Annotated in this window: 23 protein-coding genes and 2 pseudogenes; 3 read left to right on the top strand and 22 right to left on the bottom strand. The window is 34.8% G+C overall.

Features of this window, described 5'->3' with window-relative positions; translation table 11 throughout:
- The first annotated feature begins 650 nt into the window (after positions 1-650).
- Both CAP47_RS00550 and CAP47_RS00545 read left to right on the top strand, forming a co-directional pair.
- Positions 651-890 carry a type II toxin-antitoxin system ParD family antitoxin gene (locus tag CAP47_RS00550; RefSeq protein WP_100774934.1) on the top strand — a complete coding sequence of 80 codons (240 nt, stop codon included), beginning with the start codon at positions 651-653 and terminating at the stop codon, positions 888-890.
- The gene (locus CAP47_RS00545) at positions 883-1170 is read left to right on the top strand and encodes a type II toxin-antitoxin system RelE/ParE family toxin (RefSeq protein WP_100774933.1); all 288 of its coding nucleotides are present in this window, start codon (positions 883-885) and stop codon (positions 1168-1170) included. The genes CAP47_RS00550 and CAP47_RS00545 overlap by 8 nt, the downstream gene beginning before the upstream one ends.
- A gap of 1851 nt (positions 1171-3021) precedes the next feature.
- Here the strand turns inward: CAP47_RS00545 and nagB are convergent.
- From nagB to CAP47_RS00440, 22 genes and pseudogenes are all read right to left on the bottom strand, one after another.
- On the bottom strand, positions 3022-3804 hold the full coding sequence (gene nagB / locus CAP47_RS00540) for a glucosamine-6-phosphate deaminase (protein ID WP_100774932.1): 783 nt from the start codon (positions 3802-3804) through the stop codon (positions 3022-3024).
- A 57-nt stretch (positions 3805-3861) separates the two neighbouring features.
- A pseudogene (locus tag CAP47_RS12435) lies at positions 3862-3984 on the bottom strand (acetyltransferase); the annotation flags it as partial.
- Positions 3985-4024: 40 nt separating this feature from the next.
- Positions 4025-4351 carry an AAA family ATPase gene (locus CAP47_RS00530; protein WP_202820539.1) on the bottom strand — a complete coding sequence of 109 codons (327 nt, stop codon included), beginning with the start codon at positions 4349-4351 and terminating at the stop codon, positions 4025-4027.
- Positions 4352-5097: 746 nt separating this feature from the next.
- Entirely contained in the window at positions 5098-5727 is a 630-nt protein-coding gene (locus CAP47_RS00525; RefSeq protein ID WP_192869869.1) for an acetyltransferase, read from the bottom strand.
- Entirely contained in the window at positions 5727-6728 is a 1002-nt protein-coding gene (locus CAP47_RS00520; RefSeq protein WP_100774929.1) for a sugar-transfer associated ATP-grasp domain-containing protein, read from the bottom strand. The genes CAP47_RS00525 and CAP47_RS00520 overlap by 1 nt, the downstream gene beginning before the upstream one ends.
- 8 nt (positions 6729-6736) lie before the next feature.
- Positions 6737-7342: a sugar transferase gene (locus CAP47_RS00515; RefSeq protein ID WP_100774928.1), complete on the bottom strand. Its 606-nt coding sequence runs from the start codon at positions 7340-7342 to the stop codon at positions 6737-6739.
- A complete protein-coding gene (locus tag CAP47_RS00510; RefSeq protein ID WP_100774927.1) occupies positions 7335-8534 on the bottom strand; it encodes a glycosyltransferase family 4 protein in 1200 nt (399 codons plus the stop codon). The genes CAP47_RS00515 and CAP47_RS00510 overlap by 8 nt, the downstream gene beginning before the upstream one ends.
- Before the next feature lie 9 nt (positions 8535-8543).
- Entirely contained in the window at positions 8544-9683 is a 1140-nt protein-coding gene (gene wecB / locus CAP47_RS00505; RefSeq protein WP_100774926.1) for a non-hydrolyzing UDP-N-acetylglucosamine 2-epimerase, read from the bottom strand.
- A 6-nt stretch (positions 9684-9689) separates the two neighbouring features.
- Complete coding sequence (locus CAP47_RS00500) at positions 9690-10106, bottom strand: sugar epimerase (protein ID WP_100774925.1); 417 nt, start codon at positions 10104-10106, stop codon at positions 9690-9692.
- A gap of 9 nt (positions 10107-10115) precedes the next feature.
- A complete protein-coding gene (locus CAP47_RS00495) occupies positions 10116-11261 on the bottom strand; it encodes a capsular polysaccharide biosynthesis protein CapF (protein ID WP_100774924.1) in 1146 nt (381 codons plus the stop codon).
- A gap of 38 nt (positions 11262-11299) precedes the next feature.
- Entirely contained in the window at positions 11300-12307 is a 1008-nt protein-coding gene (locus CAP47_RS00490) for a polysaccharide biosynthesis protein (RefSeq protein WP_100774923.1), read from the bottom strand.
- Positions 12304-13200: a glycosyltransferase family 2 protein gene (locus tag CAP47_RS00485; protein WP_100774922.1), complete on the bottom strand. Its 897-nt coding sequence runs from the start codon at positions 13198-13200 to the stop codon at positions 12304-12306. Before CAP47_RS00485 ends, CAP47_RS00490 begins: the two co-directional genes overlap by 4 nt.
- A 75-nt stretch (positions 13201-13275) precedes the next feature.
- A pseudogene (locus CAP47_RS00480) lies at positions 13276-13395 on the bottom strand (2,3,4,5-tetrahydropyridine-2,6-dicarboxylate N-acetyltransferase); the annotation flags it as partial.
- Between the two features lie 10 nt (positions 13396-13405).
- Positions 13406-14503 (bottom strand): glycosyltransferase family 4 protein, encoded by a 1098-nt coding sequence (locus CAP47_RS00475; RefSeq protein ID WP_100774921.1) that lies wholly within the window; start codon positions 14501-14503, stop codon positions 13406-13408.
- Positions 14504-14506: 3 nt separating this feature from the next.
- Positions 14507-15880, bottom strand: a complete 1374-nt coding sequence (locus CAP47_RS00470) for a hypothetical protein (protein WP_100774920.1) — start codon at positions 15878-15880, stop codon at positions 14507-14509.
- Positions 15877-17325 carry a lipopolysaccharide biosynthesis protein gene (locus CAP47_RS00465; RefSeq protein ID WP_100774919.1) on the bottom strand — a complete coding sequence of 483 codons (1449 nt, stop codon included), beginning with the start codon at positions 17323-17325 and terminating at the stop codon, positions 15877-15879. Before CAP47_RS00465 ends, CAP47_RS00470 begins: the two co-directional genes overlap by 4 nt.
- Positions 17325-17918, bottom strand: a complete 594-nt coding sequence (locus CAP47_RS00460; protein ID WP_100774918.1) for an acyltransferase — start codon at positions 17916-17918, stop codon at positions 17325-17327. The genes CAP47_RS00465 and CAP47_RS00460 overlap by 1 nt, the downstream gene beginning before the upstream one ends.
- Positions 17915-18439: an acyltransferase gene (locus CAP47_RS00455; RefSeq protein WP_202820538.1), complete on the bottom strand. Its 525-nt coding sequence runs from the start codon at positions 18437-18439 to the stop codon at positions 17915-17917. The genes CAP47_RS00460 and CAP47_RS00455 overlap by 4 nt, the downstream gene beginning before the upstream one ends.
- Entirely contained in the window at positions 18436-19419 is a 984-nt protein-coding gene (locus CAP47_RS00450; protein ID WP_100774917.1) for a polysaccharide deacetylase family protein, read from the bottom strand. Before CAP47_RS00450 ends, CAP47_RS00455 begins: the two co-directional genes overlap by 4 nt.
- A gap of 30 nt (positions 19420-19449) precedes the next feature.
- On the bottom strand, positions 19450-20445 hold the full coding sequence (locus tag CAP47_RS00445; RefSeq protein ID WP_100774935.1) for an SDR family oxidoreductase: 996 nt from the start codon (positions 20443-20445) through the stop codon (positions 19450-19452).
- Positions 20446-20449: 4 nt separating this feature from the next.
- Complete coding sequence (locus CAP47_RS12310; RefSeq protein WP_202820537.1) at positions 20450-20728, bottom strand: GIY-YIG nuclease family protein; 279 nt, start codon at positions 20726-20728, stop codon at positions 20450-20452.
- Between the two features lie 654 nt (positions 20729-21382).
- Positions 21383-22669, bottom strand: a complete 1287-nt coding sequence (locus CAP47_RS00440) for a nucleotide sugar dehydrogenase (protein WP_100774916.1) — start codon at positions 22667-22669, stop codon at positions 21383-21385.
- A gap of 1978 nt (positions 22670-24647) precedes the next feature.
- Here CAP47_RS00440 and CAP47_RS00435 point away from each other — a divergent pair.
- The gene (locus CAP47_RS00435) at positions 24648-25277 is read left to right on the top strand and encodes a DUF6266 family protein (protein WP_100774915.1); all 630 of its coding nucleotides are present in this window, start codon (positions 24648-24650) and stop codon (positions 25275-25277) included.
- Positions 25278-26022 lie beyond the last annotated feature (745 nt).

The raw sequence follows: 26022 nt of genomic DNA, 5'->3' as shown, positions 1-26022 counted from the left end.
CTTCGACACATTCGCCTTCGGCGGAACACTCAGGAACCTTTTTGGTCGTTGGTCTGTTGTTCTCGACACTTCGACTTCGCTCAGTGCTGGCAAGCTCGAACCTAAACAAATGTTATTTAACTTTGTTTCCATTCATTTAAGCTTATTCTTGTTCATTTTGTCTTGACACAAAACGAACCAAACCCCGAAGGGTCGGGACTACGAAAGTCAAGACTAATTTAAGGAAATTTTTGCGCCGCTGGGCTCTGCAAAACCATTGCTGGTATTTTTGCTCCATGCTTATCACTACGTGATGCACTTCCGCAAATACCACAATTATTTCTGGAAATTAGTCGGTTTACACTATGTAGATCAATTTTTTTCAGCCCTTCGCTGCTTCCTTGTTTTTCAAGATTCTTCTCGATAGGCCGGTTTTGGATTGTTCGTGTATTCGATATTTAGTGTTCGGTAGGCGCCATTTCCCCAGCCCTTATTCCTGCGCGGCAAGCTGGCTCCTTCACTAAAAATGTCCTCAGGACATTTTCTTAACGTTCGGCCCGGGTGTGGCGCAGACAATTATACGTCAAGTTCGGGTGTTCGGTTATTCGGTGTTGGGCAACAATTTTGAAGCGATTCGTTTTTGATGTATATTTGCACCAAACAATAAAATTATGTCTAGACAAAGTATATCTTTTACCGAACTGAACGACGAATGGCTAAAAGCACAGGTGGATAAAAAAGAATATTCAAGTAAAAGCGAATTGGTAAACGATTTGATAAGACAAGCTAGAAAACAACAAATCCAAATTGATTGGGTTCGAGCTAAACTTGATAAAGCTGAAAAAAGCGGATTTACCGAAGATAATAAAAACGAAATTTTAGCTCAATCAAAGACTTTTTTGAATGGCTAAATACAGATTAAGTAACGAAGCTAAAAACGATTTAATACGAATTCATCAATATGGAGTTGAAAAATTCGGAATGACTCAAGCGGATAAGTATTTTGAATCGTTTTTTGAATATTTCGATATTATTGCCCAAAGACCTTTTTCATTTGAATCTGTTGACTATATAAAAAACGACTATAGACGCTGTGTTTGTGGAATTGATAGCATTTATTTTAAAGTAAATGAAGATATTGTAGAAATAATGGCAATTGTAGGAAGACAAGATTTGAATAAAAAACTGTAAGCTGAATTAATAAAATTTAATGTTAATCCGAAATTATTTGCGATTATTCGTTTATTCGAGTATTCAGTTGTTCTCGACACTTCGACTTCGCTCAGTGCTGGCTAGCTCGAACTTAAACAAATTGATTTATGACTCTCTGTTCTGGACATTTCGGCTTCGCTTGAAGTTGAAACAAATGCTATTTAACTTTGTTTCTTTTCTTTTTTGCATTGCCCAAAAAAGAAACAAACCCCGAAGGCTCGGGACTAGGCTTATTTTTCTGTTTTAGAAAAGCAACGAAAGCATCTCTGCCCCCGCAACGCGAACCGTTTCACTCGCGCATTGCTCCCTCTGCCTTTCTTCAACGCTTTCTAGTTTCCTAAAAAACATAAAAAATAGGCCGTTGTCTTCAATTATGAATTTTGAATTAAAAATTTTGAATTACTCTTATCCCTGCTAAGAAGTTTGTCATAGCTCAACTCAACGGAAAGAAACTAAGAAAGACAAATGACTCATTTAAAGAAATACCTGTGGCTTTCGCGGAAGTGCTTGACGAAGTCATAAGCATGAAGCGAAAAAGACAGCAGGGGTTTTGCGTCAAGGCAAAATGAAAAGAACTTCAATTCATGATTGTTCTTTACTTTTTTACATTGCCTAAAAAAGTAACAAACCCCGAAGGCTCGGGACTACGAGAGTCTAGGCTTACGAACTTAATGCTAAATTGTATGTTCATAAGCTAAATTTTAGGAAACTCACCTGATTCCATCAGGCTTAAACAGTCTAAAATTTAACGCTTATTTCACTGCCAATTTTACACATTATTTTCGATAGGCCGAATTATTTTGATCCTACTAAGAAGATGATAATACTTCAACTAGACGGAAAGAAACTAAGAAAGACGTATGAATAATATCAGAAATAGTCTGTCAAACAAGCGAAAGTGCGTTTTGCATTTTCGCAAAAAAGAGCATGAAGCACAGTTTGAGCAGCGGTTTTATGAAGCTCAGCGGAATAAAAATTTCCTCCTCTTTTTTCGGTAGTCCCGACTTATTCGGGATGCTTCGTTTTTTATCAAGAAAAAATGAAGGGAATACATTTAATAGGTTATCGGTTATCGGTTGTCTGTGATTCGTGAATGGTGATTCGTAAATTCGTATAATCGGTTTTATTTAACTCTAAAATCTCAATATAACTCAAGTGACTAATTTAAAGAAATACCTGTGGCTTTCGCGGAAGTGCTTGACGAAGTCATAAGCATGTAGCGAAAAAGACAACAGGGGTTTTGCGTCAAGGCAAAATGAAAGGAACTTCTATTGATGTTCTTTTACTTTTTTACATTGCCAAAAAAAGTAACAAACCCCGAAGGCTCGGGACTAGGCTTATTTTACTTTTCTTGAAAACGACGAAAAAACTTTATCATGCGGATGGCAACCGTTGCACTAGGCCATCCTCCTTCATCCAACGCGGCAGTTTTTTCTTGTTTTTCTACAAAAAATAAAAATAGGCCGTTTTCCTCGAAATCATGATTTAGAACTGAATTATCTTGTTTTAGCTTTCTTTTTTTAAGTGTAAGAAAAGTTGAGCGTTAAAAAATACCGAAGCCTTGGAGGTATTTTAGCTAAACTTTTCTGGTTTGACGAGAGACAAAACACCTATAAAAAAGACACCTTTTCTTTTGTTTCGTTTTCTTTGGGTGAGCAAAGAAAATGAAAAGAACTTCACCTTGTAAAGAGATGCTGAATCGCACTTCGCCTGGGGCTGCACTTGTTCAGCATGACAATTCAAAGGTTATTCTGTCATTCTGCCCCGCCCCGAATAACTCGGGGGTCGGGATCAGAATCTCATGCTTTGTTAGTCCCGAGTTATTCGGGATTAGGATGACAAACCCCTCGCAGCAGAAGCATCAAGCACAAACTCGGCTTGGGAGAGGCTTTGCAGGAATGAGGCGGGAACTTCAGTTGTGATTTCACCATTTATGGCTTGCTGCATAATCTCTGATTTCCTTTCGCCAAGGGCTAGGAGGAGGATCTTCTTGGCTTTTGAGATGGTTTGCACGCCAACACTAATGGCTTTTTCTGGCACTTTGTCTAGACTTCCAAAGGCTGCTTTAGCGTCTTCTCTTGTGAGGCTGTCTAAGTTGACTAAGCGTGTTTTTGATTCAAAATCTGAGCCTGGCTCATTAAAACCGATATGGCCATTTCTGCCGATGCCCAAAAGTTGAAAGTCCATGCCACCAAGACTTTGTATTTTATCTTCATAATCTTGGCAGTATTGCGCAATGCCTTCTTCTGAGAAATCGGTGTGGGGTATATGGGTTTGCTCTGGCTTAATATCGACATGCTTAAATAAATACTGTCGCATAAAATAAGTATAGCTCTGCTGATCATCAGGCAAGATGGGGTAATACTCATCAAGATTAAAGCTGATAACATTTTTAAAGCTGAGGCCTTCATTGCGGTGTAAGCGTATTAACTCTTGGTAAACGCCTTTTGGCGTGTTTCCGGTGGCTAAGCCTAAAACGGCAGGCTTGGCTTGCTTTTCTTTCTCGCGAATAAGCTCAGCAATTTGATGTGCCACAAATAAAGAAGCTGCTTCTGCATCTTGAAAGAGATTGAGTTTTTTATGAGTGGATGTTGTTTGTATGTTTTTTTTCATAATATTAAAAAGGATGTTAGGTTGGTATAGCTTGGTGAAGGCAAAAAACGGATGAAATTAGATTTTTGATGAATTGTTTTTAATAATCTGACCAGGGTTTCCTACTACAGTAGAATTGTCAGGGATGTCTTTAATAATAACAGCTCCTGCGCCTATTATACAATTTTTTCCAATACTTATATGTCTAGTCCTGAAATATGGCTACAGGTTAAAATTTATTTTAGGCTGATAATTTATACACCATATTAGGAGTTTTAAAATCTAAAAATAAGTACTTACCTCCATTTCTAACAAATTCATCGGCTAGACCAACCAAGGTTTTACCTTTAAAGCCAAATGAATCTAAACTTACATAAAGTGCATCTTCTAAACTTTCATGAAAATTTAATTTTATATACTGTAAGAGCAATGTTGTTTTACCTACACCTCTTGCTCCTTTAATTCCAATTAATCKACYGTTCCAGTTGATGTCATGAATCAAACTTCTGACAAAATCGGTTTTAACATGCTGTATTTTTGTGCGATATCTTCTAAATAATTCCTCCATAACGTTTATCATAATGTACAAATATAGGTTATTTTTGTATATTTTAATATGCAATTAGGTGTTTCACTTCGATACATTCGCCTTCGGCGGAACACTCAGGAACCTTTTTGGTCGTTGGTCTGTTGTTCTCGACACTTCGACTTCGCTCAGTGCTGGCAAGCTCGAACCTAAACAAATGTTATTTAACTTTGTTTCCATTCATTTAAGCTTATTCTTGTTCATTTTGTCTTGACACAAAACGAACCAAACCCCGAAGGGTCGGGACTACGAAAGTCAAGACTAATTTAAGGAAATTTTTGCGCCGCTGGGCTCTGCAAAACCATTGCTGGTATTTTTGCTCCATGCTTATCACTACGTGATGCACTTCCGCAAATACCACAATTATTTCTGGAAATTAGTCGGTTTACACTATGTAGATCAATTTTTTTCAGCCATACGCTGCTTCCTTGTCTTTCAAGATTCTTCTCGATAGGCCGGTTTTGCGACTATTCAGTATGCGCCATTTCCCCGGCCTTATTCCTGCGCGGCAAGCTGGCTCCTTCACTAAAAATGTCCTCAGGACATTTTCTTAACGTTCGGCCCGGGTGTGGCGCGAATGCTCCCGAAGCATCGAGACTTACGTCAGTAGAGGGGAGGAATTCATTTGTTCGATTATTCGATTAATGGTGTAATCGTATAATGGAATAATAGTATAGTGGTAGATGTGGGCTGGTGGCTTTCTGTTCTCTGTGAAACACTGTGAACAATTAGTGATACTTTATCACTTTAGCAGGAACGCCCGCTGCAATAACATTATCAGGAATATCATCAATCACCATAGCACCACCACCAACAATTGTGTTTTGACCAATCTTTACAGATTGTAATGTAGATGATCCTATTCCCAGAAAACTTTGTTCACCCAATTGAGTAAATCCACCACAATCAACACCAGGGGAAAGAGTTGAATAATCCATGAGGTTGCAATTATGTCCAATAGTAGAATTCATATTAATAGTAACGAAGTTACCTATAAATGCCTCATAATTTATTGTTACACCTGGATAGATTATTGCTCCATCTCCTACTTTTACATTTTTCCCTATCCATACAGACGGATGAATAAATGCTGGAAACCTTATTAATTTGTTTTGAGATAATTTATTTACGATAAACTTTTTAACTACAGAGTTTGCTATTGCAATAACCACTGCTACTTCTTTTGTTGTATTCAATAGATAACCAACATTTCCAATAACAGGCAAGTGATATATTTCAATTCCCAGTTTAGTTTCATCATCATCTAAAAAACCACATAGTTTATATTCACCCATCTCTTCAGCATGGTAGGCTATATAACCACCCACATTGCCAGCGCCTACAATATATAACTTCATCATAAATAATTCAATAATGTTTTCTTCATTCCTTTATTAATTGGAAGTTGATATAAAAGCTTACACCAATTATGATTCCCTTCTATTAATTCAACAGAATCCTGCTTCACAGCAACATCCCAGCCAATTGATTTGTTTTGAGGTTGAAAAAGAGCTGCTTTTTTAGCAATATCAATAACCATGTCCCAATTTGGAACTTTAAAACCTTTTAATTTAATTCCAGTGACAGGATGATTAGTAACATTTACTTTAGTGATATCACTAAAAACACCATCTGAGATTACAACACCATTTTTTTCATCAATAGCAACAGCAAAATTACCAGCCCCTAAATTATCAACAAAAGAATTAACAGACACACGCAATCTCGCTGCTAAAATCTCAACTTCGCCATTACTGTTAATCTGCGTTACTATTCTTATAGTATTTAAACCTGAATCAGATAATTTCATAAGTTCACTATGCTGTACTACCGCCTCTTCCAAAAGATCGTAATCGTTTTTTAACATAAATTCTTCCAGTGAATCACAATTATAGTCTCTGGAATCTAAGACATTCACTTCAGCACCAACTTGACCTTTAGAGCTCTTCACAACGATCTTGTTAGAGTCATTATTTAAAATTGATGAAATAATGTCTTTTTTCTGCTTAAATGCTTCAACACTACACCATTTTCTTTCTATAAAATCATGATATATATTGAGAAACTGAATCTTATCCTCTAATATATATCTTTCTTTTTTTGGGTTCATCAATTTCTGATACTCATACATAAAACCTGTCCCCCCCCACTTAATTCGCTCTTGATTATTCTTCATATAAAACTGGAAATAAAAATAATCTAAAATCGAAATATTATATTTGAAACTTGTTCTTATAATATCACTCAAGATGTAAGCTCTATTTTTATTGATTTCTTTTGAAACAAAGTTTAAATAATACTTAAATTCAGAAAAAGGAGTTCTTTTCAAAAAATACAAAAAATAAACAATTCTATTCATATAATTTTTTAATTATTCCCATCAAATGGTACTGTTGTTACTTCTCCCTCTTTTGATATCCCTTCACGCACAAATACTTTCTTTATTGTCAAAAAGAAAATCTTCAAGTCAAGCATAAAACTTAAATTTTCTACATACCAAACATCATATTTAAATTTATGTGTCCAACTAATTGCATTCCTTCCATTTACTTGTGCCCACCCTGTAATTCCCGGTTTTACATTATGTCGCTTCTTTTGTACATCATTGTATAAAGGCAAGTAATAGGTTCGTAGTGGTCTTGGACCTATTAAACTCATATCCCCTTTCAACACATTTATCAATTGAGGTATTTCGTCCAAAGATGTTTTGCGTACAAATTTGCCAACAGCCGTCAAACGCTTTACATCAGGCAACAAGTTGCCATGTTCATCTTTTTTATCGTTCATCGATTTAAACTTGATGATGCTAAAGATGCGTTCATTTTTACCGGGGCGTTTTTGGAAAAAGAAGGGTTTGCCGTTGTTGGCGAAATACAACGCGATTGTAACCACAAGAAAAATTGGACTAAGTAGTAGCAAGCCGGTTAAGGCTGCTAGGAAATCGAAAAGTGGTTTAATTAGGATATTATACATTAATCTTCTCTTCAATTAATTGACTGCTACGTTCTACTAAATAGTCTGAATGTAATAAATTCCAACCTCGCTGACCCATAGCATCCAGGTCTTCACGACACAATTGCATTATTCGTTGTTGCATTAATTTAAGATTCCCTGCTTCTACCCAATACCCACATTGTGCATTTTCAATCACCTGACCTATATCCGTATTGACGTCTGTAGCTGCAAGAACCGGTTTTTTCATTTCTAAATAAGACAAAAGTCTAGAGGGAAAATTAGGAATTGTAAAGCGTTTATCCAAAAAAATCATACCCACATCACAAGCAGCCAGCAACTTGTCATATTCTTCTTTTGGCAGCCCTGAAAGCAAGGTGGCTTGTGGTGGTTTGTTGTTTTTAAACCAATTAGCCAGTTTATTGTATTGTGTTCCCGTACCCACCACGAGAATATAAGCTTCTGGTGCAGTTACTTCTGAAATCGTTTTCATTAAAAAGTCTATTCCTTGAGGGATGCCTAAATTTCCTCCATACACAAACACTTTTTTATCTACTGGTATGTTGTATTTATGCCGTATTGCTCTTTTTTCAGCATCGGTATAGTGAATAAACACAGGTTTTATGGAATTGGGGTTGACTTCCACTTTTTCTTTGGGAATCTTAGGGTTGTGCTTTAGAACAAACTCTTTATTAGCTTCAGACATACATCCAATAGTATCTGATACTTCATAAAGCCGCTTCTCTTTCTTTTCAAAATAGCGATGCAAGAGGCTTCCTTTTTTCACAAACCTCATATCTACCGCATTTTGTGGAAAAATATCTTTTAATAATAAATACGAATATGCATTGTCTCTCTGTTTAATAAAAGTTATAACCTTAGTAAAGGTTATTGGGGGCGTGGAGTACAAAACTAAATCAAACTTAATGTTTGAAAAATACTTTTTAATTGCTTTCAAGTATTGTGTTTCCATTAAGACTTGCCCAATGCCTTTTTCAATTTTAGCAGACTTAGTAAGATTTAAAGTTTTTACTTTTAATATATTGATTTTATTATGGTTTGAAAGATAGGTGCTTTTTTTTTCCCTTCTTTGAGTAGGCGCAACAACATATATAGTATTCCCTCTTTTAACTAATTCATTTATTAAATCATTATAAATACCTCTACTGTTAAGGTTAATACTAGATGACATTGTTAGAAATAAAACGTTCATAGTTTATGTTTAATTTTTATGTTGCCATACCACTCGATTGATATAGTCTGTATAACTCAAAATAATCCGCACCACTTTTTCTGAAACATTGGGCATACTATAGTCAGCTACTTCTCTAAAGTTTCGCTCTCCATCAACTTCTTGTCTTTCTAATTGAACAAGACCTTGCATAATTCTTTCAGTATTCATTCCCACCATAATAACGGATGCTTCTTCCATTGCTTCAGGTCTTTCGTGGGCATCACGAATATTTAAGGCTCTAAAGTTAAGAATAGAAGATTCTTCAGAAATGGTACCGCTATCTGATAAAACCGCGAAGGCATTTACTTGCAGGGCATTATAATCATGAAAACCTAAAGGTTTTAGAAACTGTACCAATGAATGTACCTTCACCTTTTTTTGTTCAATCATATTTCGTGTTCGAGGATGCGTTGATACAATAATTGGGTACTGATATTTCTCTGCAATCGCATTTAGACTCTCGATTAATCCGTTAAAGTTTTTATCGGAATTGATGTTTTCTTCACGATGCGCTGATACCACAAAGTACTTTCCTTTTTCGAGCTTTAATTTTTGTACTACCTGTGATTTTTTGATTTGAGGTAAATAATGATTCAAAACCTCAAACATTGGCGAACCCGTTTTAATTACACGATCTGCCGATAAACCTTCTCGTAATAAGTATTCTCTAGCAATATCGGAATATGTTAAGTTGATATCTGCAGTGTGATCTACTATTTTTCTATTGGTTTCCTCTGGTACGCGCTGGTCAAAACATCTGTTCCCTGCTTCCATGTGGAAAATTGGAATTTTACGTTTTTTAGCGGCGATGGCACACAAACAAGAATTTGTATCACCTAATACTAAAAAGGCATCAGGCTTCTCATTTTCTAAAATTGGGTCTATATTGATCAAAATTTGACCTGCTGTTGTAGTCGCATTTGTACCTGCAGCATTTAAAAAGTGGTCTGGTTTTCGAATTCCTAAATCTTCAAAAAAGACTTCATTGAGCTCGTAGTCATAGTTTTGACCAGTGTGGACTAATATGTGCTCAATCGCTTTGGAATCGTCTAAGGCATTGAGTACTCTCGATAAGCGTATAATTTCCGGTCGTGTCCCAACAACCGTAATAACTTTTATTTTTTTCATAAGTTTTTAACTTGTAAAATAGTTTTTATCAAACCTGTATTCATCTTTAACTTCACCTAACATATAATCTGACATTGCTAAAAGTTTTGCTTTTTTTGTCAATGCCTGAATACTAGTGACATAAGCTGCTGGCACATAAAGTACATGGAGTCCATCATCACTGATTTCAAAAGTTTGAATTTTTGATTTCGGATCAGGTTCTTCCCAATTATTAATTTTAATGAGCTTGATCAAAAATTTTCCTTCTAAGACAGAAAACCATCTTTTTTCGATCGAATGTCCTTGCCAAGCCCTTACAAAAGATGTATCAACATTTTCAATCGTGTAGAAACGTTTAACATCAGCTGCATTAAAGTCATTGTTATAAACGATTCTCCCTCTCTCATCTATGTGTTCGCCCCCTTTTATTACTTTTGGTTCCATTTATAATATTTAAACGACATCAAAGTAAGTATCCGGGTTCTCAGGATCAAATACCTCATTCACCCACATCACCGTCACCATATCAGATTCTCCTAAATTTTCAATATTATGGGTGTACCCCACAGGGATATCCAACACCTCTAATTTATCTCCTGATACTAAATACTCAATGACCTCAGATGGCTCATCGACTTTTCTAAATCTTATCGCTCCCTTACCAGAGACAACAAGAAACTTTTCGTTTTTTGTGTGATGCCAATGGTTTCCTTTGGTGATGCCTGGTTTTGAAATATTCACTGACACTTGACCTCTGTCAGGGGACTTTATGAATTCCGTAAATGAACCTCTGTCATCCACATTCATTTTTAGTGGATAAGAAAATTGATCTTCTGGTAAATAACTTAAATATGTGGAATATAACTTTTTTGTAAAAGTATCTGCCAAGTCTGGTACCTGAAGACTTGTGCGACTTTCTTTAAATGATTTAATTAAGTTGACAATTTCTCCTAATTTAATCTTGTGCTCAATTTTTACTTTGTAATAAGTTCCATCTTTATTGGCTTGCCCGGTTAAACAATTGATGAGTTCATTGACTACATCGTCAATATAAACCAAAGTCATATCAACATTTGGGTCATTGACTTGAATAGGAACACCACTCGCGATGTTATTACAAAAGGTTGCAACTGCACTATTGTAATTTGGACGGCACCATTTCCCGAAAACATTTGGATAGCGGTAGATGTAAACTTCTGCTCCAGTTTCTTTAGCGTATTTCCTCAATAAGTCTTCTCCAGCTTTTTTAGAAACTCCATAAGGATTATCTAAGGCTGCTTGTGTAGAAGAAGAAATCATCACTGGACAGGTATTCTTGTGCTTTTTAAGTAGGTTTAATAATTCGCTGGTAAAACCAAAGTTACCTTCCATGAATTCACTTTGCTCTTTAGGTCTGTTAACACCCGCTAGATGAAATACAAAATCTGCTTCTTTACAATATTTATCTAGCAAAGTGGGATCAGTTTCTTTGTCAAAACTCAAAATACTTATTTCAGAACTTAATTTTGAATGTTTTGATTTTCCTTCTTTTATGTTGTTGAGTTCTGCGACTAAGTTTTTACCAACAAAGCCTGAAGAACCAGTAATGAGTATTTTCATGTAATTTTTCTTTTTTAAGCTTTAAGATAGAATCTCTTCTATTTTATCATTTCTTGGACAATTGGTAATCCAAGTAATAACTTCTTCATTCCTTCTACATCTTGTTGTTCAGTATTGGAAGAATTATAATCTTCAATTTGATCAATAACTTCTTTTCCTTTAGAAAAGTACTTATCATAATTTAAATCTCTATTGTCGGCTGGAATACGATAGAAATCTCCCATATCTTCAGATTTAATCATTTCTTCACGTGTACAAAGGGTTTCGTAAACCTTTTCACCATGTCTTGTTCCAATAATTTTAATTGAAGCATCAGAATTACACAATTCTTTAATGGCTTGAGCTAAATCTCCTATTGTTCCTGCTGGTGCTTTATTTACGAATAAATCTCCTGGGTTACCGTTCTCAAAGGCGAACAAAACTAATTCAACCGCTTCATCTAATGACATTAAGAAGCGTGTCATGTTTGGATCAGTAATGGTCAGTTCTTTCCCTTCTTTTATTTGATTCAAAAATAAAGGAATAACAGACCCTCTAGAAGCCATTACGTTTCCATATCTTGTTAAGCAGACAGTTGTGTTTTTTAGGTTTCTTGAAGCTGCTACAGCTACTTTTTCCATCAATGCTTTTGAAATTCCCATGGCATTAATGGGATAGGCTGCTTTGTCGGTACTTAAGCAAATTACTTTTTGTACATTATTGAATGCTGCTGCATCAATCACATTTTGTGTTCCTAAAACATTTGTTCTTGTAGCCTCCAATGGGAAAAATTCACAGGAAGGAACTTGTTTAAGTGCTGCGGCATGAAAAACATAATCTACGCCTCGCATCGCGCGCTCCACGCTATTATAATTCCGCACATCACCAATGTAAAATCTGAGTTTATCATGGTTGAAGGCTTTACGCATATCGTCTTGTTTTTTTTCGTCACGTGAAAAAATACGTATTTCAGAAAAGTGTTCAGTATTTAGAAAACGTTTAAGGACTGCATTCCCGAAAGAACCGGTACCACCAGTGATGAGCAGGGTTTTATTTTTTATTTTCATTTTAAAGTTGTATTATAAATTTTTAAGCTAAAATAAATTGGTGCGTACAATATTTTAGACAAAAACTCCGATATTTTTGGACTTAATGAAACTTTTTTTTCTAAAAAAACAACAAGGCTATTAAAGTAATATGAAAGACTAAATAAAACAAGAGGAATTCTAGGGAAGTTCAAATATCTATAATTATTTTCTTTTCTGTTTTCTGATATTTTCCTCCAAGTATTTGCTCTCGATTGTAGCTGTACTCTAGCTCTTCTTCCTGCATTGTTTCCTCTTATTCTTACTTTTACTAAGACTTCATCTAATGCACCCAATGGATATTTATCACTAATCATTGCCCATAAATATGAATCCTGTCCAAACCTCAAATGTTCTGCAAAACGAAATGACTTATTCTCCAAGAATACATTCCTTTTTATTATTACACAAGGAGTAGCAATCGGTGATGAAATATGTCTTTTAATAAAAATATCTCCTTCAAAGCCTCCTACTCTAACTTCTTTGATTGTTTTTAAATTTTTATCATTAAACAACGAGTAAGAGGAGTGTGTCCATTCCCATTCATTGGTTTCCATAAAACTTATTTGACTCTCAAGTTTTGTAGGTAACCATATATCATCAGAATCTAAAAATGCAATATATTTTCCACTTGACATTTTTATTCCTAAATTTCTTGCAGCCCCAGGACCTTTATTTTCTGTTTTCAAATATGTAATCAGTTTACCATATTCTAAAACAAACTCTCTATCATTTTCCTTGGAACCATCATTGACTACAATAACCTCATAGTCTTGATAGCTTTGTTGCAATACGCTATTAACAGCTTCTCTCAACCATTCAATATTACTATAAAATGGAATAACAACACTTACTGCTTTATTTACACTACTCATATGATTAATTTCTTACTTATCATTGTTTAGCGTAGTTATATGAAAACCTTTGATCTTTTGGTATACCCGTTATTTTCATATGGTTTGTCTTTCAATATTTTTAATAAACTTCGCAGGGTTTCCGCCTACAATTGTGTTTGGTTCCACATTTTTTGTAACTATTGAACCAGATGCTACAATCGCGCCATTTCCGATAGATTCAACATTATCCATTTTTAATAATTTTATTTAAGTGCTGCGCATGCGTCATTCTATTACTATCCACAATTTTTGAAACTAGTGTTGTACCATTTTTTGCAAATTGAATCATTTTTTCCTGATTGTTCATCGCAAATTCTATACCCTCTACAAGACTATCAACAGATTTAGGTTGAATTTCTTTACAGTTTACCCTATTTTTCATAAGCGCAGGAATTCCACCTACAAAAGTGGTGATGATAGGCGTTCCAAAAATCATCGCTTCATATAATGTACGTGGAAATCCTTCGTGATAAGTAGGCAGCACATACACATCTGCATTGATGTAATAGGATTTTACTTGTTCAGGCTCAAATGCAGCACCTCTTACCCAGACAGTATCTTCAATTTGATACTCTTTGATTAATGTTTTCGTCTTTTGTAAAAACTCTCCACTTCCTACCAAATTTAGTTCAAACTTATAACTTTTATGCTTTAAAACCTGAACAGCTTTTAGCAACTCAGCAATCCCTTTGTCGTGTGCTATTCTTCCTAAATACAAGATACTTATTTTATCTTTTGTCTTGTAGGTTCTAGTAGCCAACACATCTTTTTCAGAAAATGGAATCATAGGCTTTATAGTGTGGGCTTTTTTACTTTGTGTTTTTTCATTAATCATAGTTGTGAAAAAATCTGAAACTGTAAAGATTGTATAGGCCTTTTTATAATTCCAACTAGAAACCTTATCATTAATGCCATTCATACCTCGTACATATAAACCAAAATTTTTTCTTAGAATCCAGCATAATAATGGCACATATTTAAATGCTGTAGGATAGAAAATATAAACAAAATCAGCTTTATAGATATGGGGAATAATTCTCAAGTAAAGCAAAAAATAGTTCGCCAATTTATTTCGTTTTCTTTTTATACCAGAAGTTTTTATGTTATTTTCAGTTAAATTAAATGTATGAACGGTGTCCTTAGCTGAAACTTTTTGACCAAACACATTAATTTCATTACCTTCAGATTGTAGTTCCACAGTAAAAGCTCCTGTCTTGGGTTCAACACAAACACCATTACTAGTTGGTGTAAGAGAAGAGTTGTCTAATAAAAGTATTTTCATAGATTAATTTAAATATAAAATAGCAGCTCCTTGAACTAAAATAAAACTAACAACTACAACAAAATTGATTTGTTTTCTTTTTTCAATTTGCAAGTTACTGTAAATAATAAAGAATAAAATATAAAACATTACATAGTAAGGCATTAACCTACGTTGTGAGATGACATCGGCTTGTAGTAGTAAAAATAGTAGTCCAATCCATAATTGATAGGTCAGCGGTTTAGAGATAAAAGGTTTTACTCTTTTTCGAATTTTCTTGTTTAACAACCAAAAAACAATATAAATAATTACTATCCAGTTAAAGAAAGAAGCAAAAGATCTTGGGAAGTTCATTGCATTATAAACCGCTTTATCATCTTTATTAGTACTATTTGTAGATAATCTGCTCCAAAATGGAATAGGCTGAGCTGCATTATATATAATAGCAGCAACATCTCCTGCAACCGGAATCTCCTGTAGGTTTCCAATAACGCCATCACCCTTATCTCCTCCATACGCTTCTTGATTGGCTTCAGCTACTTCTGTAATTTGAGGTAAATAAACATTAGTCAATACAAGTCCTCCAACAGCAACAATACTAGCGAAAATTAACACAACAATTTTCATTTTTGAATATTGTAAAGACAAAAGTAAATAGGTCGGTATCAAAATTATCATAAACAATCCTGACTCTAATCGCAGTGTTGTGCATACAAAGATTACTACTAATAGCTTCAATAAATTGAAGAAAGAAAATTCTTTTTTAAACGTAAAGTAAATCCCTAAAAGATACATCAATAAAATATGGGTGTCTCTTAAGATTTGTGACGAGTAAAAAAAGAGAATGGAAAATAAACAAATAATCAAAGTATATTTAATTGCTTTATTTTTAGTAAAATTATTGGTTCTAAATAATTTAAAAATAACTACCCCAACAAATGAAAACAGAAGAAGTACAGATATTTGTTGACCTAAATAAAAATTAGCACCAAGCCCTTCGCTTAAAAACCCAAATAAAGTAGCATACGCAAAATACCCTGATTGAAAACGGTTGAAAAAGTCATAATTATTCCAGATAGACTCTAAAGCACTCCAATAGCTGCCGGAAATCAGGTAATCTTTAGTAGTCGGTATAAAGTAATAATAGGGGTCATAGGCTAATAAGAAATCAAAATTATTAACTGTCATAAAGACAAATGATATCAACATATAAATACTGCCTAAAGTAAAGATTCTATTAAAAATTTTCGAAGTTTCTTTAGCTTCCTGACCTATATTAAAAACATTGTTAACTACCATCCCTATTAAATATACAAACAACATAAATAGCATTGATTGTACATCAACAACTACGGCTGTAGATATTAAAGAGAGAATGAATAGAATATTCCAAATCATTTTCTCTTCTGAATTAAATTTTTAATAATACTCTCAAATTCCATTAAATATTCGTTCTTCAATAATTTTAATATTGAAAAATAAACAGTTAGCATTACTAATGCTTGAATACAGAATGCTATAAAAACACTACTTAAATCTACATATAGCTCTCCAAAATAAATAATGGCAGCACCGATTGATGCCGCTATAGTTATTTCTGACAAATCTTTACCTACTTCTAAAAGTGAATAATTAATATATCTCCCACCAAAATAAACATAAGAAATGCTAGAAAGTAAAGTAACAATAACAATTCCCCACATCAATGCCATTATACTAATGTTTATTAATAATACAATGGCCAACAGACGAACTCCTTGACGGATTAATGAAATGTATAATAACTGTCTGCTTTTGCCGAGTACTAAAAATATATTTGTAAAAAAGGAATACAAAGCTACAAATAAACCAACTAAAGCCCACATACGAAGATAGGGGGCTGCTTCAAGCCATTGTCCACCAAAGGCAACTACAATCATATTTTCTGCTGAAGCGAAAACTCCTAGCATTACAGGAACAAGTATAAACATTGTCAAACCAACAATTTTCCTGTAATTTTCTTTTAATTTTTCTTTATCATCTTGAAATTTCGATAAGACAGGATATGTCACTCTTTGAATTACACTAGTAGAAGTTAATGTGATGTAAGAATTTAATTTTCTCCCCTGAGAAAATAAACCTAAGTCGGCTTTAGAATATACCCTACCAATTAAAAGAGGTTCAAGATTGGTTACAATTTTATCTGCCAGCCCTTTAAACAATAAATTGCTACTAAAACCAATATACTTTTTTAAAGAATCAATTTTCACCCATCCTTTCGGTCTCCAGCTACTCTGGAACCACAACAATAAGGTTTTTAAAAAGGAATACAGCACCAAGTTGGTGGCTAATGCCCAAACACCAAAACCATTATACGCCATAACTACCGCAGTGACTCCTGCAATTAGCATAGCCGTTAAGGCAGAAATAGCTGGTGTTTTAAAGTTTATACTTCTACTATAGTTGGCATTTTGAATGATGGCAAAAGCATTAAAAAGTATAGTCAGAAACACAAACCTCGATAAATCAACCAGACTGGCTTCATCGTAAAATTGTGCGATATAGGGTGATAGTATAAAAAGCAGCAAATACAATATGACTGCAATACCCACATTTAAATAAAAAACAGATGTCAAGTCTTTATTGGTAGCATTATTGTCCCGTATAACGGCTTGACTAAAACCACTGTCTACAAATGCCTCTGATAAAACGGAAAAAACTATCAACAATTCAAGGATTCCAAAATCATAAGGTGTGAGTAAACGGGCTAATATCATCGTAATGATGATATTCACCAAGCCTGCTCCTATGGTTCCTATTGAATTCCAAGCAACACCTTTAATTGTAGCATTTTTCAGACTCATTAATGTCTTTCTTTAATAACTTTACAAGGATTGCCGACTGCTATACTGTAAGCGGGAATTGATTTGGTGACGACGCTACCAGCACCAATGACACTCCCTTTACCAATTTTTACGCCATCTAATACTACTACATTTGCACCAAACCAAACATCATCTTCTATAATAATCCCTTTTCTACTTAATCCTTGTGATTTAATATTCTCTTTGCTATTATCAAACTTGTGATTAGAACCAACTATAACGCATCCAGGTGCAATTGCGCAATTACTTCCTATAGTCACTAATCCCATTATCATAGAATTTCGATTAACACTCGTATTTTCACCTATTACAACTTTTGAAGTTCCATTGCTTCGCAATTCTACATTATCACCAATTACAACATTATCTTCGATGACTGTATAATTGTAAATTTTAACATTAGATTCCAATCGCACATTATTTCCTATGCTTAACTCTCCTCTTAAAACAACATTTTTTCCAATTCTTAAGTTGGTTCCAGAATTATTAGAAAGGAACAAAAATTTAAAAACCAATCCTTTAATAATAGACAGTAAAGCTTTGAACTTGTTATAATATTTCAACTTTTTCACTTGTTTCTTTTTTCAATTTGTTTCACAACTTTACAAGGATTTCCAACAGCGATAGTCCACGCAGGTATATCTTTCACCACCACCGACCCGGCTCCTATTATGGCTCCTTCACCTATTGTTACACCTGGCATAACAATAGTATCCATTCCAATAACACAACCTTTTTTCAAAATAATCGGTTCTTTTTTATAAGGGAGCATATTATAGTCATCTCCTACATAATATTCATCTAATATTCTTTTGTGACAAAGCAATAAACACCTGCTTGCAATCCAAACACCTTCTTCGATGTGAATTAATCTTGCATTCCCTACATCGTAATAAACATCATAACCAATTGACACATTACCTTGTATATTTACTCCAGTCAATTTCCATAACCAAGGTCTTACTCTTGGATGAATACGATTTAGAATTACCCAATTTTTGGCTATTTTGAATAACATCCATTTAATATAAAGCCTAAACTGAATATAAAGGTATTTAGGAAGTTTTATGAGAATAGTTAGTAATCGATTCATTTTTTTGGATAAAGGTTAATATAGATTTTAAATGTGTTGATATTTAAAGGAACACCTATTCGAGGTATGATTGATGTGTCCTTCACATTTTCTATTTTTAAGTTCTTTTCAGTAGAAAAACCCATTTTATAACCTGCAGTTTTTATAAAATCATTAGAAGCTGTAGTATAATTGCCATTTGGATAAGCAAAATACTTACATTCTGCTTCAAGTTTTTCTTCAATTATATTTTTACTTTCTATAATTTGTGCTTTTACTTCTTTTTCATCCTGATTATCATGACAACATATATGGTATTTACAATGTGAGCCAATCGTTGCACCTAAATTATGAAGTTTTTTAACCTCAACCCAATTCATTGGCTTAACAGATTTAAATTTCTCAACAAGTCTAGTGTAATCTTGATCAGATAGATTTGCTTTTAGCTCACTAATGATTTTCCTGACTTTTTCTAAAGGCTGACTTTTTAAAGAATTAATTACTTTGTTATAAATAATGGTTCTATTTTCAGTATCTGAAATATCTTCATTATGAATTTTTAAATATGGAACATTAATTATATCTAAATCCGCTCCATAAATAATTAATCTAGCAATAGATGTTGGGAATAGTTCACCTGTTTCAATATGTTCAGTCGATACAAATACCGTAAAAGGTAAATTAAGATTATTTAGAATTGGACAAACCACATTTAAATTGTTTAAATAACCATCGTCAAAAGTTAGAACTACCTCCTTGTTAGTAAATTTATTGTGCTTATAGCGATAGTAAAACTCTTCAATAGAAATTATTTCGTAATATTTATCTAAATATTTTATTTGCTTTTTGAAGGATTGTACATCAAAGGATTCAGCTTCTACTTTTTGATCTGTAATATAGTCTACACCATGCCAAAATAATATTCTAGGTGTTCTGTTTATACTCCTCAGAATTGCATCGCCCTTTAAAGAAAGGAATATATTTTTCACTAGATTTTTCAATTGTAGATTACAGTTTTATTATTAAATCACTCACCCTAAATTCTCCCAATACCAATCCACAGCTTCTTTCAGGCCTTCAGCAAAAACGTGGCTAGGTTTGTAGTTGAGTTTGTTTTGTGCTTTTTCAATAGAAGCTAATGAGTGCGGCACATCGCCTTGACGGTTAGGGCCGTGCTTGATTTCTATATTTTTAACCTCAGCATCATAAGCAGAAAGATAGCCTCTCAACTGCTCTGCCATGTCTTTAATCGTGGTGCGATCGCCAACAGCGGTGTTATACACCTCATTGAGGGCTTCTTCATTATCAGTCGTTATCGCTAATAAATTCATCTGAATCACATTGTCGATATAAGTAAAATCACGTGAGTAAGTGCCATCGCCATTAATCACAGGGCTTTCATGTTTCATAAACTGCATCACAAACTTAGGTATCACGGCTGCATAAGCCCCATTTGGGTCTTGATGACGGCCAAAAACATTAAAATAACGCAAACCAATTGTATTGAGGCCGTAGGTTTTAAAAAAGTTATCCGCATACAACTCATTCACATACTTTGTAATGGCATAAGGCGATAAAGGTTTCCCGATATTTTCTTCTACTTTAGGCAAAGCCTCAGAGTCACCATAAGTCGAGGAACTTGCTGCATAAACAAAACGCTTCACTCCAGCATCACGCGCGGCCACAAGCATATTTAAGAAGCCACCGATATTCACGGCATTTGATCTGATTGGATCTTCAATAGAGCGAGGCACAGAACCTAAAGCTGCCTGATGAAGAACAAAATCTTGATTCTGACAAGCTTTGTGACAAGTTTCCAGATCACGAATATCGCCTTCAATAAAACTGAAGTTTTCTTTATTAAGGAAAGCCTCAATATTATGTTGATGTCCAGTTGCGAAGTTATCAAGTGCTGTCACTTGAGCTCCAACTTTTAAAAGTGTTTCGCAGAGGTTACTGCCGATGAACCCCGCACCTCCTGTTATTAGGATGTTTTTGTTTTTTAATTTAGTGAATTGTTTAATCATTAGCTTATCTTTCTTGACCTGTGAAATAAGATTTGAGGCGATTCCCCAAAAACATTTTCCCATAGTGTGTTTTTAAATATTTTTCTCTTTTTAAAGCATCTTCTTGTGATAAACAAGCTTCAAAGTAAATTAACTTTAGTGGCCTTCGGTGTTTTGTGGATGGTACTTTACCTTTTTGATGTGCCTCAAATCTTAATGGCAAATTTGAGGTGTAGCCAGTATATTTCTTACCGTCTTTTTCACTTAATAAAATATATGTGTAATAGAATTCTTCCATTGCCATTATTTCACGGGTTGAAGCCGGCGGCACCTGTTACGAGGATATTTTTGTTTTTTAATATTTTAAATTCTTCTAATTGCATAGGATATGCTTATTTATTTATGAATCTGTTTTTTTGTTGATTTGAAAAATTGTTTTTAAAATAACAAAGCTCAAATAAGCTTAATTCTTTACTCGAAAACTATTTTTAACTTTAGTTTCGAGTTCAATTTAATATTTTGATTTCACGATTAATAACTCAACAACTTATAAGATTTCTTTCATTTTGTCTTAACACAAAACGAAACAAAAAGTCAAGAATCATTAAAGGAAATTTTTATTTCGCTCGCGCTTCACAAAACCGCTGATCAATCTACGTTTCATGCTTCTTTTTGCTATGGCAAAACGCACTTCCACTTGATTGACAGTCTATTTCTGTTAATTATTCGTTTTCCGCATTCATGATTCCATTTACCATCATCCCTTAATTTAAAACTTTAAGACTACTTTTCAGTCTCAACTTCGGTTTCAAATTTAATTTCATTTGATGTTTGATTCACTTTAGTCAAAAAAATCTAAACTGATTTAAGGAAATTAGTCCTTTTCAAAATAGAACTGATACATCTTTTATAAAACACTGTAAAATGTTTGAGTTAGAGAAACAGCAAATTCACGTTTCTACAACCTCCCATCAACACTTTCTTTTGGCAAAAATGATTTGACATCAAAGAGGATAGCGTTTTCATTTTTTAGGGCTGGGAAGTCGAGTTCTAAGAATTCTTGATGAGAGACGCAGAGCACAATTGAATCATACTTTGATTGTATTTGTGAGCAATCAGTCAATAAATCAATCTCAAAAATAGACTTCACCTCTTCTGGGTTTGCCCATGGGTCACAAACATCGACTTGCATATTATATGCTTTCAACTCATTAATGACATCAATGGCTTTTGTATTACGGACATCTGGGCAGTTCTCTTTAAAAGTAATTCCCAACACCAATGTTTTTCCGTTTTTCACTTTTGCTTCATTCTGCACCATCATCTTTATCACTTCCTGAGCAACATACTCCCCCATGCCATCATTCATACGGCGACCAGCAAGAATTATTTCTGGGTTATATCCAACCTCCAATGCTCGTTGCGCCAAATAATACGGATCAACACCTATACAGTGTCCACCAACAAGGCCTGGAGTAAACTTGATAAAATTCCACTTTGTTGCAGCAGCCTCCAAAACAGCATCTGTATCAATATCAAGCTTTCTGAAAATCTTTGAAAGCTCATTAACAAAGGCAATATTGATATCACGCTGTGAGTTCTCAATGACTTTTGCTGCCTCAGCAACCTTAATGCTCGGCGCCATGTGTGTGCCTGCAGTAATAACCTCTGCATACAAATCATCTACATATTTAGCGATTTCAGGCGTTGAACCTGATGTCACCTTTAAAATTTGCGTAACTGTATGGACTTTATCACCCGGATTGATACGCTCAGGTGAATAACCCGCGTAAAAATCTTTATTAAAACTTAAACCAGAAAATTCTTCAAGCACTGGTACACAAACATCTTCTGTCACACCTGGGTAAACAGTTGACTCATAAATAACGATATCTCCTTTCTTCATCACCCGTCCTATCGTCTCTGAAGCTTTAACTAAAGGCGTCAAAACCGGCTGTCTATTCTTATCTGTCGGCGTTGGTACTGTCACGATATACACATCCGCTTCTTTAAGATCGCTTGCTTGATCAGACATCACCAAACCTGTTGCATCTTGATGCCCTAAAACAGATTGCAAAAGCTCATCAGACACTTCAAGCGTATGATCATGCCCTGAATTCAACTCTTCAACACGTTTAGCATTGATATCGAAACCGATCACTTTATATTTTTTAGCAAAAGCTACAGCTAGAGGTAAACCTACATAACCTAGGCCTATCACAGCGATTTTTGGTGTTTTTGTCATGTGTTGTGTTTTTATCATTTCAATGAGGTATAACTGATTTTTTGCGCCATTTTTCTTAGGTATTTGATGTTTATCATAGAAAATAAAACCATAAACTTAGGCACGGCTTCGCCGTGGTGAGTCACACAAAAGCAAATCACCAAGGCTAAAAATAACCAACAAAAGAAAGAGAAAAAAGCCGACATAGCAGTCCTTACAAACATAAGGCTTGCATTAAGAAAAGGCTTCAAAATTTATTCAGGGAAGAACAGGATATATTCTTTCATTTCTCATCTGATGTTAGTTGCGCCAAAAATAGTATATTCCTTCGTGAAATTAAAATTTATCGGCATTAATATTTTTTGGAAATATTTAAGAGTTTATGTCATTAGGTTTTAGGAAGTAGGTTTTAGGAAGTAGGGATTAGGCTTTAGGTGGTAGGCCGTTCTCTTCAATTATGAATTTAAAATTTTAAATTTTGAATTTATCTTCCCCCTTCTATAAAGTTGATAATACTTCAACTCAACGAAAATGAATTATAAAAGTAACTGACTAATTTCAAGAAATACCTGTGGCTTTCGCGGAAGTGCTTGACGTAGTCATAAGCATGTAGCGAAAAAGACATCAGGGGTTTTGCGAAGAGTAACGAAGTAAAAATTTCCTAAAATTAATCTTGTCCCGATGGTTCGGAATTGCGTCAAGGCAAAATGAAAAGAACTTCAATTCATGATTGTTCTTTACTTTTTTACATTGCCTAAAAAAGTAACAAACCCCGAAGGCTCGGGACTAGGCTTATTTTTCTGTTTTAGAAAAGCAACGAAAGCATCTCTGCCCCCGCAACGCGAACCGTTTCACTCGCGCATTGCTCCCTCTGCCTTTCTTCAACGCTTTCTAGTTTCCTAAAAAACATAAAAAATAGGCCGTTCTCTTCAATTATGAATTTTGAATTAAAAATTTTGAATTTATCTTCCCCCTTCTATAAAGTTGATAATACTTCAATTCAACGGAAAGAAACTAAGAAAGACGTATGAATAATATCAGAAATAGCCTGTCAAACAAGCGAAAGTGCGTTTTGCATTTTCGCAAAAAAGAGCATGAAGCACAGTTTGAACAGCGGTTTTATGAAGCTTTAGCGGAATAAAAATTTCCTAGTGTTATTCTTGTCCCGATCCCTCCCGACGTTTCGGGATCAGGAGGATTGTTTCTCCCGATCCTTCGGGATTTTATCAAGAAATCGCAGATTCACGAACTCAATAAAGGAAAATAGAAATAATGTGAGTAAAAAATGAAGGGAATACATTTAATAGGTTATCGGTTATCGGTTGTCTGTTGTCTGTGATTCGTGAATGGTGATTCGTGATTCGTGATTCGTGACTAGTGAATAGTGAAACGGTTTTATTTAACTCTAAAGCCTCAATGTAACTCAAGTGACTAATTTAAAGAAATACCTGTGGCTTTCGCGGAAGTGCTTGACGTAGTCATAAGCATGTAGCGAAAAAGACATCAGAGGTTTTGCGAAGAGTAACGAAGCAAAAATTTCCTGAAATTAGTCTTGTCCCGATGGTTCGGGATTGTTTCTCCCGATCCTTCGGGATTGCGTCAAGGAAAATGAAAGGAACTTCAATTGATGAGATTCTGAATGACACTCCCGTACTCATGCCTTCAGAATGACAGATATGGAGATGAGATGCTGAATCTAGCCTTCCTACCGTCAGGCCGTTCAGCATGACAGTAAATCAGCTGTCTAAATACAGTGCTTAACTCCATAGATACTGGCATGATACTCCATATTACCCCCAGGTATAAGCAAGTTTAGTTCGGTACAGACTCGATGCTCCTTCGAGTTTTCTTCGATAAAGGTCTGTCATATCAAGGGAACTACCTACTTATATCGAAGGAACGACGAACTAACTATGCTTAATCTTTATGGTTTGTATATAAAAACCCTCGCTTAATCATTAAACGCCCCACGTATCTTTAGGATCAAAATCAAACACGTATGGCACATATTATTCATAACTCTATCGGCTCGCTATCTGGAAAGGCTGGGAATCTCGTTTTCAAAAAAGGTAAGTATGGTAATTATGTGAGTAGCGCCCCGAGACCGACTCAAATACCAGCCACAAAAGGTCAACTTCGTCAACGTGACAAAATGAAATGCGTGATGCATTTTTTAAATGCTGCGAGATTCATCTTAAATCAAACCTATTTCCCGATTAATCAGAAAAAAGCAACGTATCACCTTATTAAATCTTATTACCTTAAGCATGCCATCTCTGAAAATAACGAACAATTTTATATCAATTTTTCTAAAGCCCTCATGAGTTACGGAATGATACGCCCTCCTGCTCATCTTAATATAATTGAAGTCGATAGCTTCACACGAAGTGTCACATGGACATCAGAAACAGATCAAGCACTTGCACAGACTAATGATGAATTATTTGTTGTGCTTTATCAACCTCAGCTTCATCAGTTTTATTTTGAGCCCAACTTAGCATTTAGAAAAGATGAACAAGCGCACTTTAAGATTCCGGAAGTTTGGCAAGGCACGTCTCCTCCTCTAACTTGGTTTGGTTATTTGGGTACAGAAGAAGAAACGGCTTCTATGAGTGTTTTTGTGGAGTAGCTGTCTGTTGTCGGTTTTCAGTGATTCGTGAATGGTGAATCGTTAGTAGGCTAAAAGCGGGATGCTTTAGGCTTTAGGCGGTATGTTTTAAACCTCATATCATTATTGTTTAGTGAGAGGAATAATATAAGAAATAGTCTGTCAAACAAGCGGAAGTGCGTTTTGCTTTTTTGCAAAAAAGAGCATGTAGCGCAGTTTGAACAGCGGTTTTATGAAGCTCAGCGGAATAAAAATTTCCTAAAATTAATCTTGTCCCGATCCCGAATGGTCGGGAGGATTGCTTCTCCCGATCCTTCGGGATTTATCAAGAAAAAATGAAGGGAACTTCTATTGATATTCCCTCTTCTTTTCCTTTGCCGAAAAGAAGCACCCCGAAGGGTCGGGACTACGAAAGTTTAGGCTTACGAACTTAATGCTAAATTGTATGTTCATAAGCTAAATTTTAGGAAACTCACCTGATTTCATCAGGCTCAAACAGCCTAAAATTTAACGCTTATTTCACTGCCAATTTTACACATTATTTTCGATAGGCCGTTGTCTTCAATTATGAATTTTGAATTCAAAATTTTGAATGACTCTTATCCCTGCTAAGAAGTTTGTGATAGCTCAACTCAACGGAAATGAATTATGAAAGCAAATGAATAATTTAAAGAAATACCTATGGCTTTCGCGGAAGTGCTTGACGTAGTCATAAGCATGAAGCGAAAAAGACAACAAGGGTTTTGCGAAGAGCAGCGAAGCAAAA

This window comes from Psychroflexus sp. S27 (assembly GCF_002810405.1).
GTDB lineage: Bacteria > Bacteroidota > Bacteroidia > Flavobacteriales > Flavobacteriaceae > Psychroflexus > Psychroflexus halocasei_A.
The sequence above is the reverse complement of the archived record's forward strand: the minus strand, read 5'-3'. Positions and strand labels throughout refer to the sequence as shown.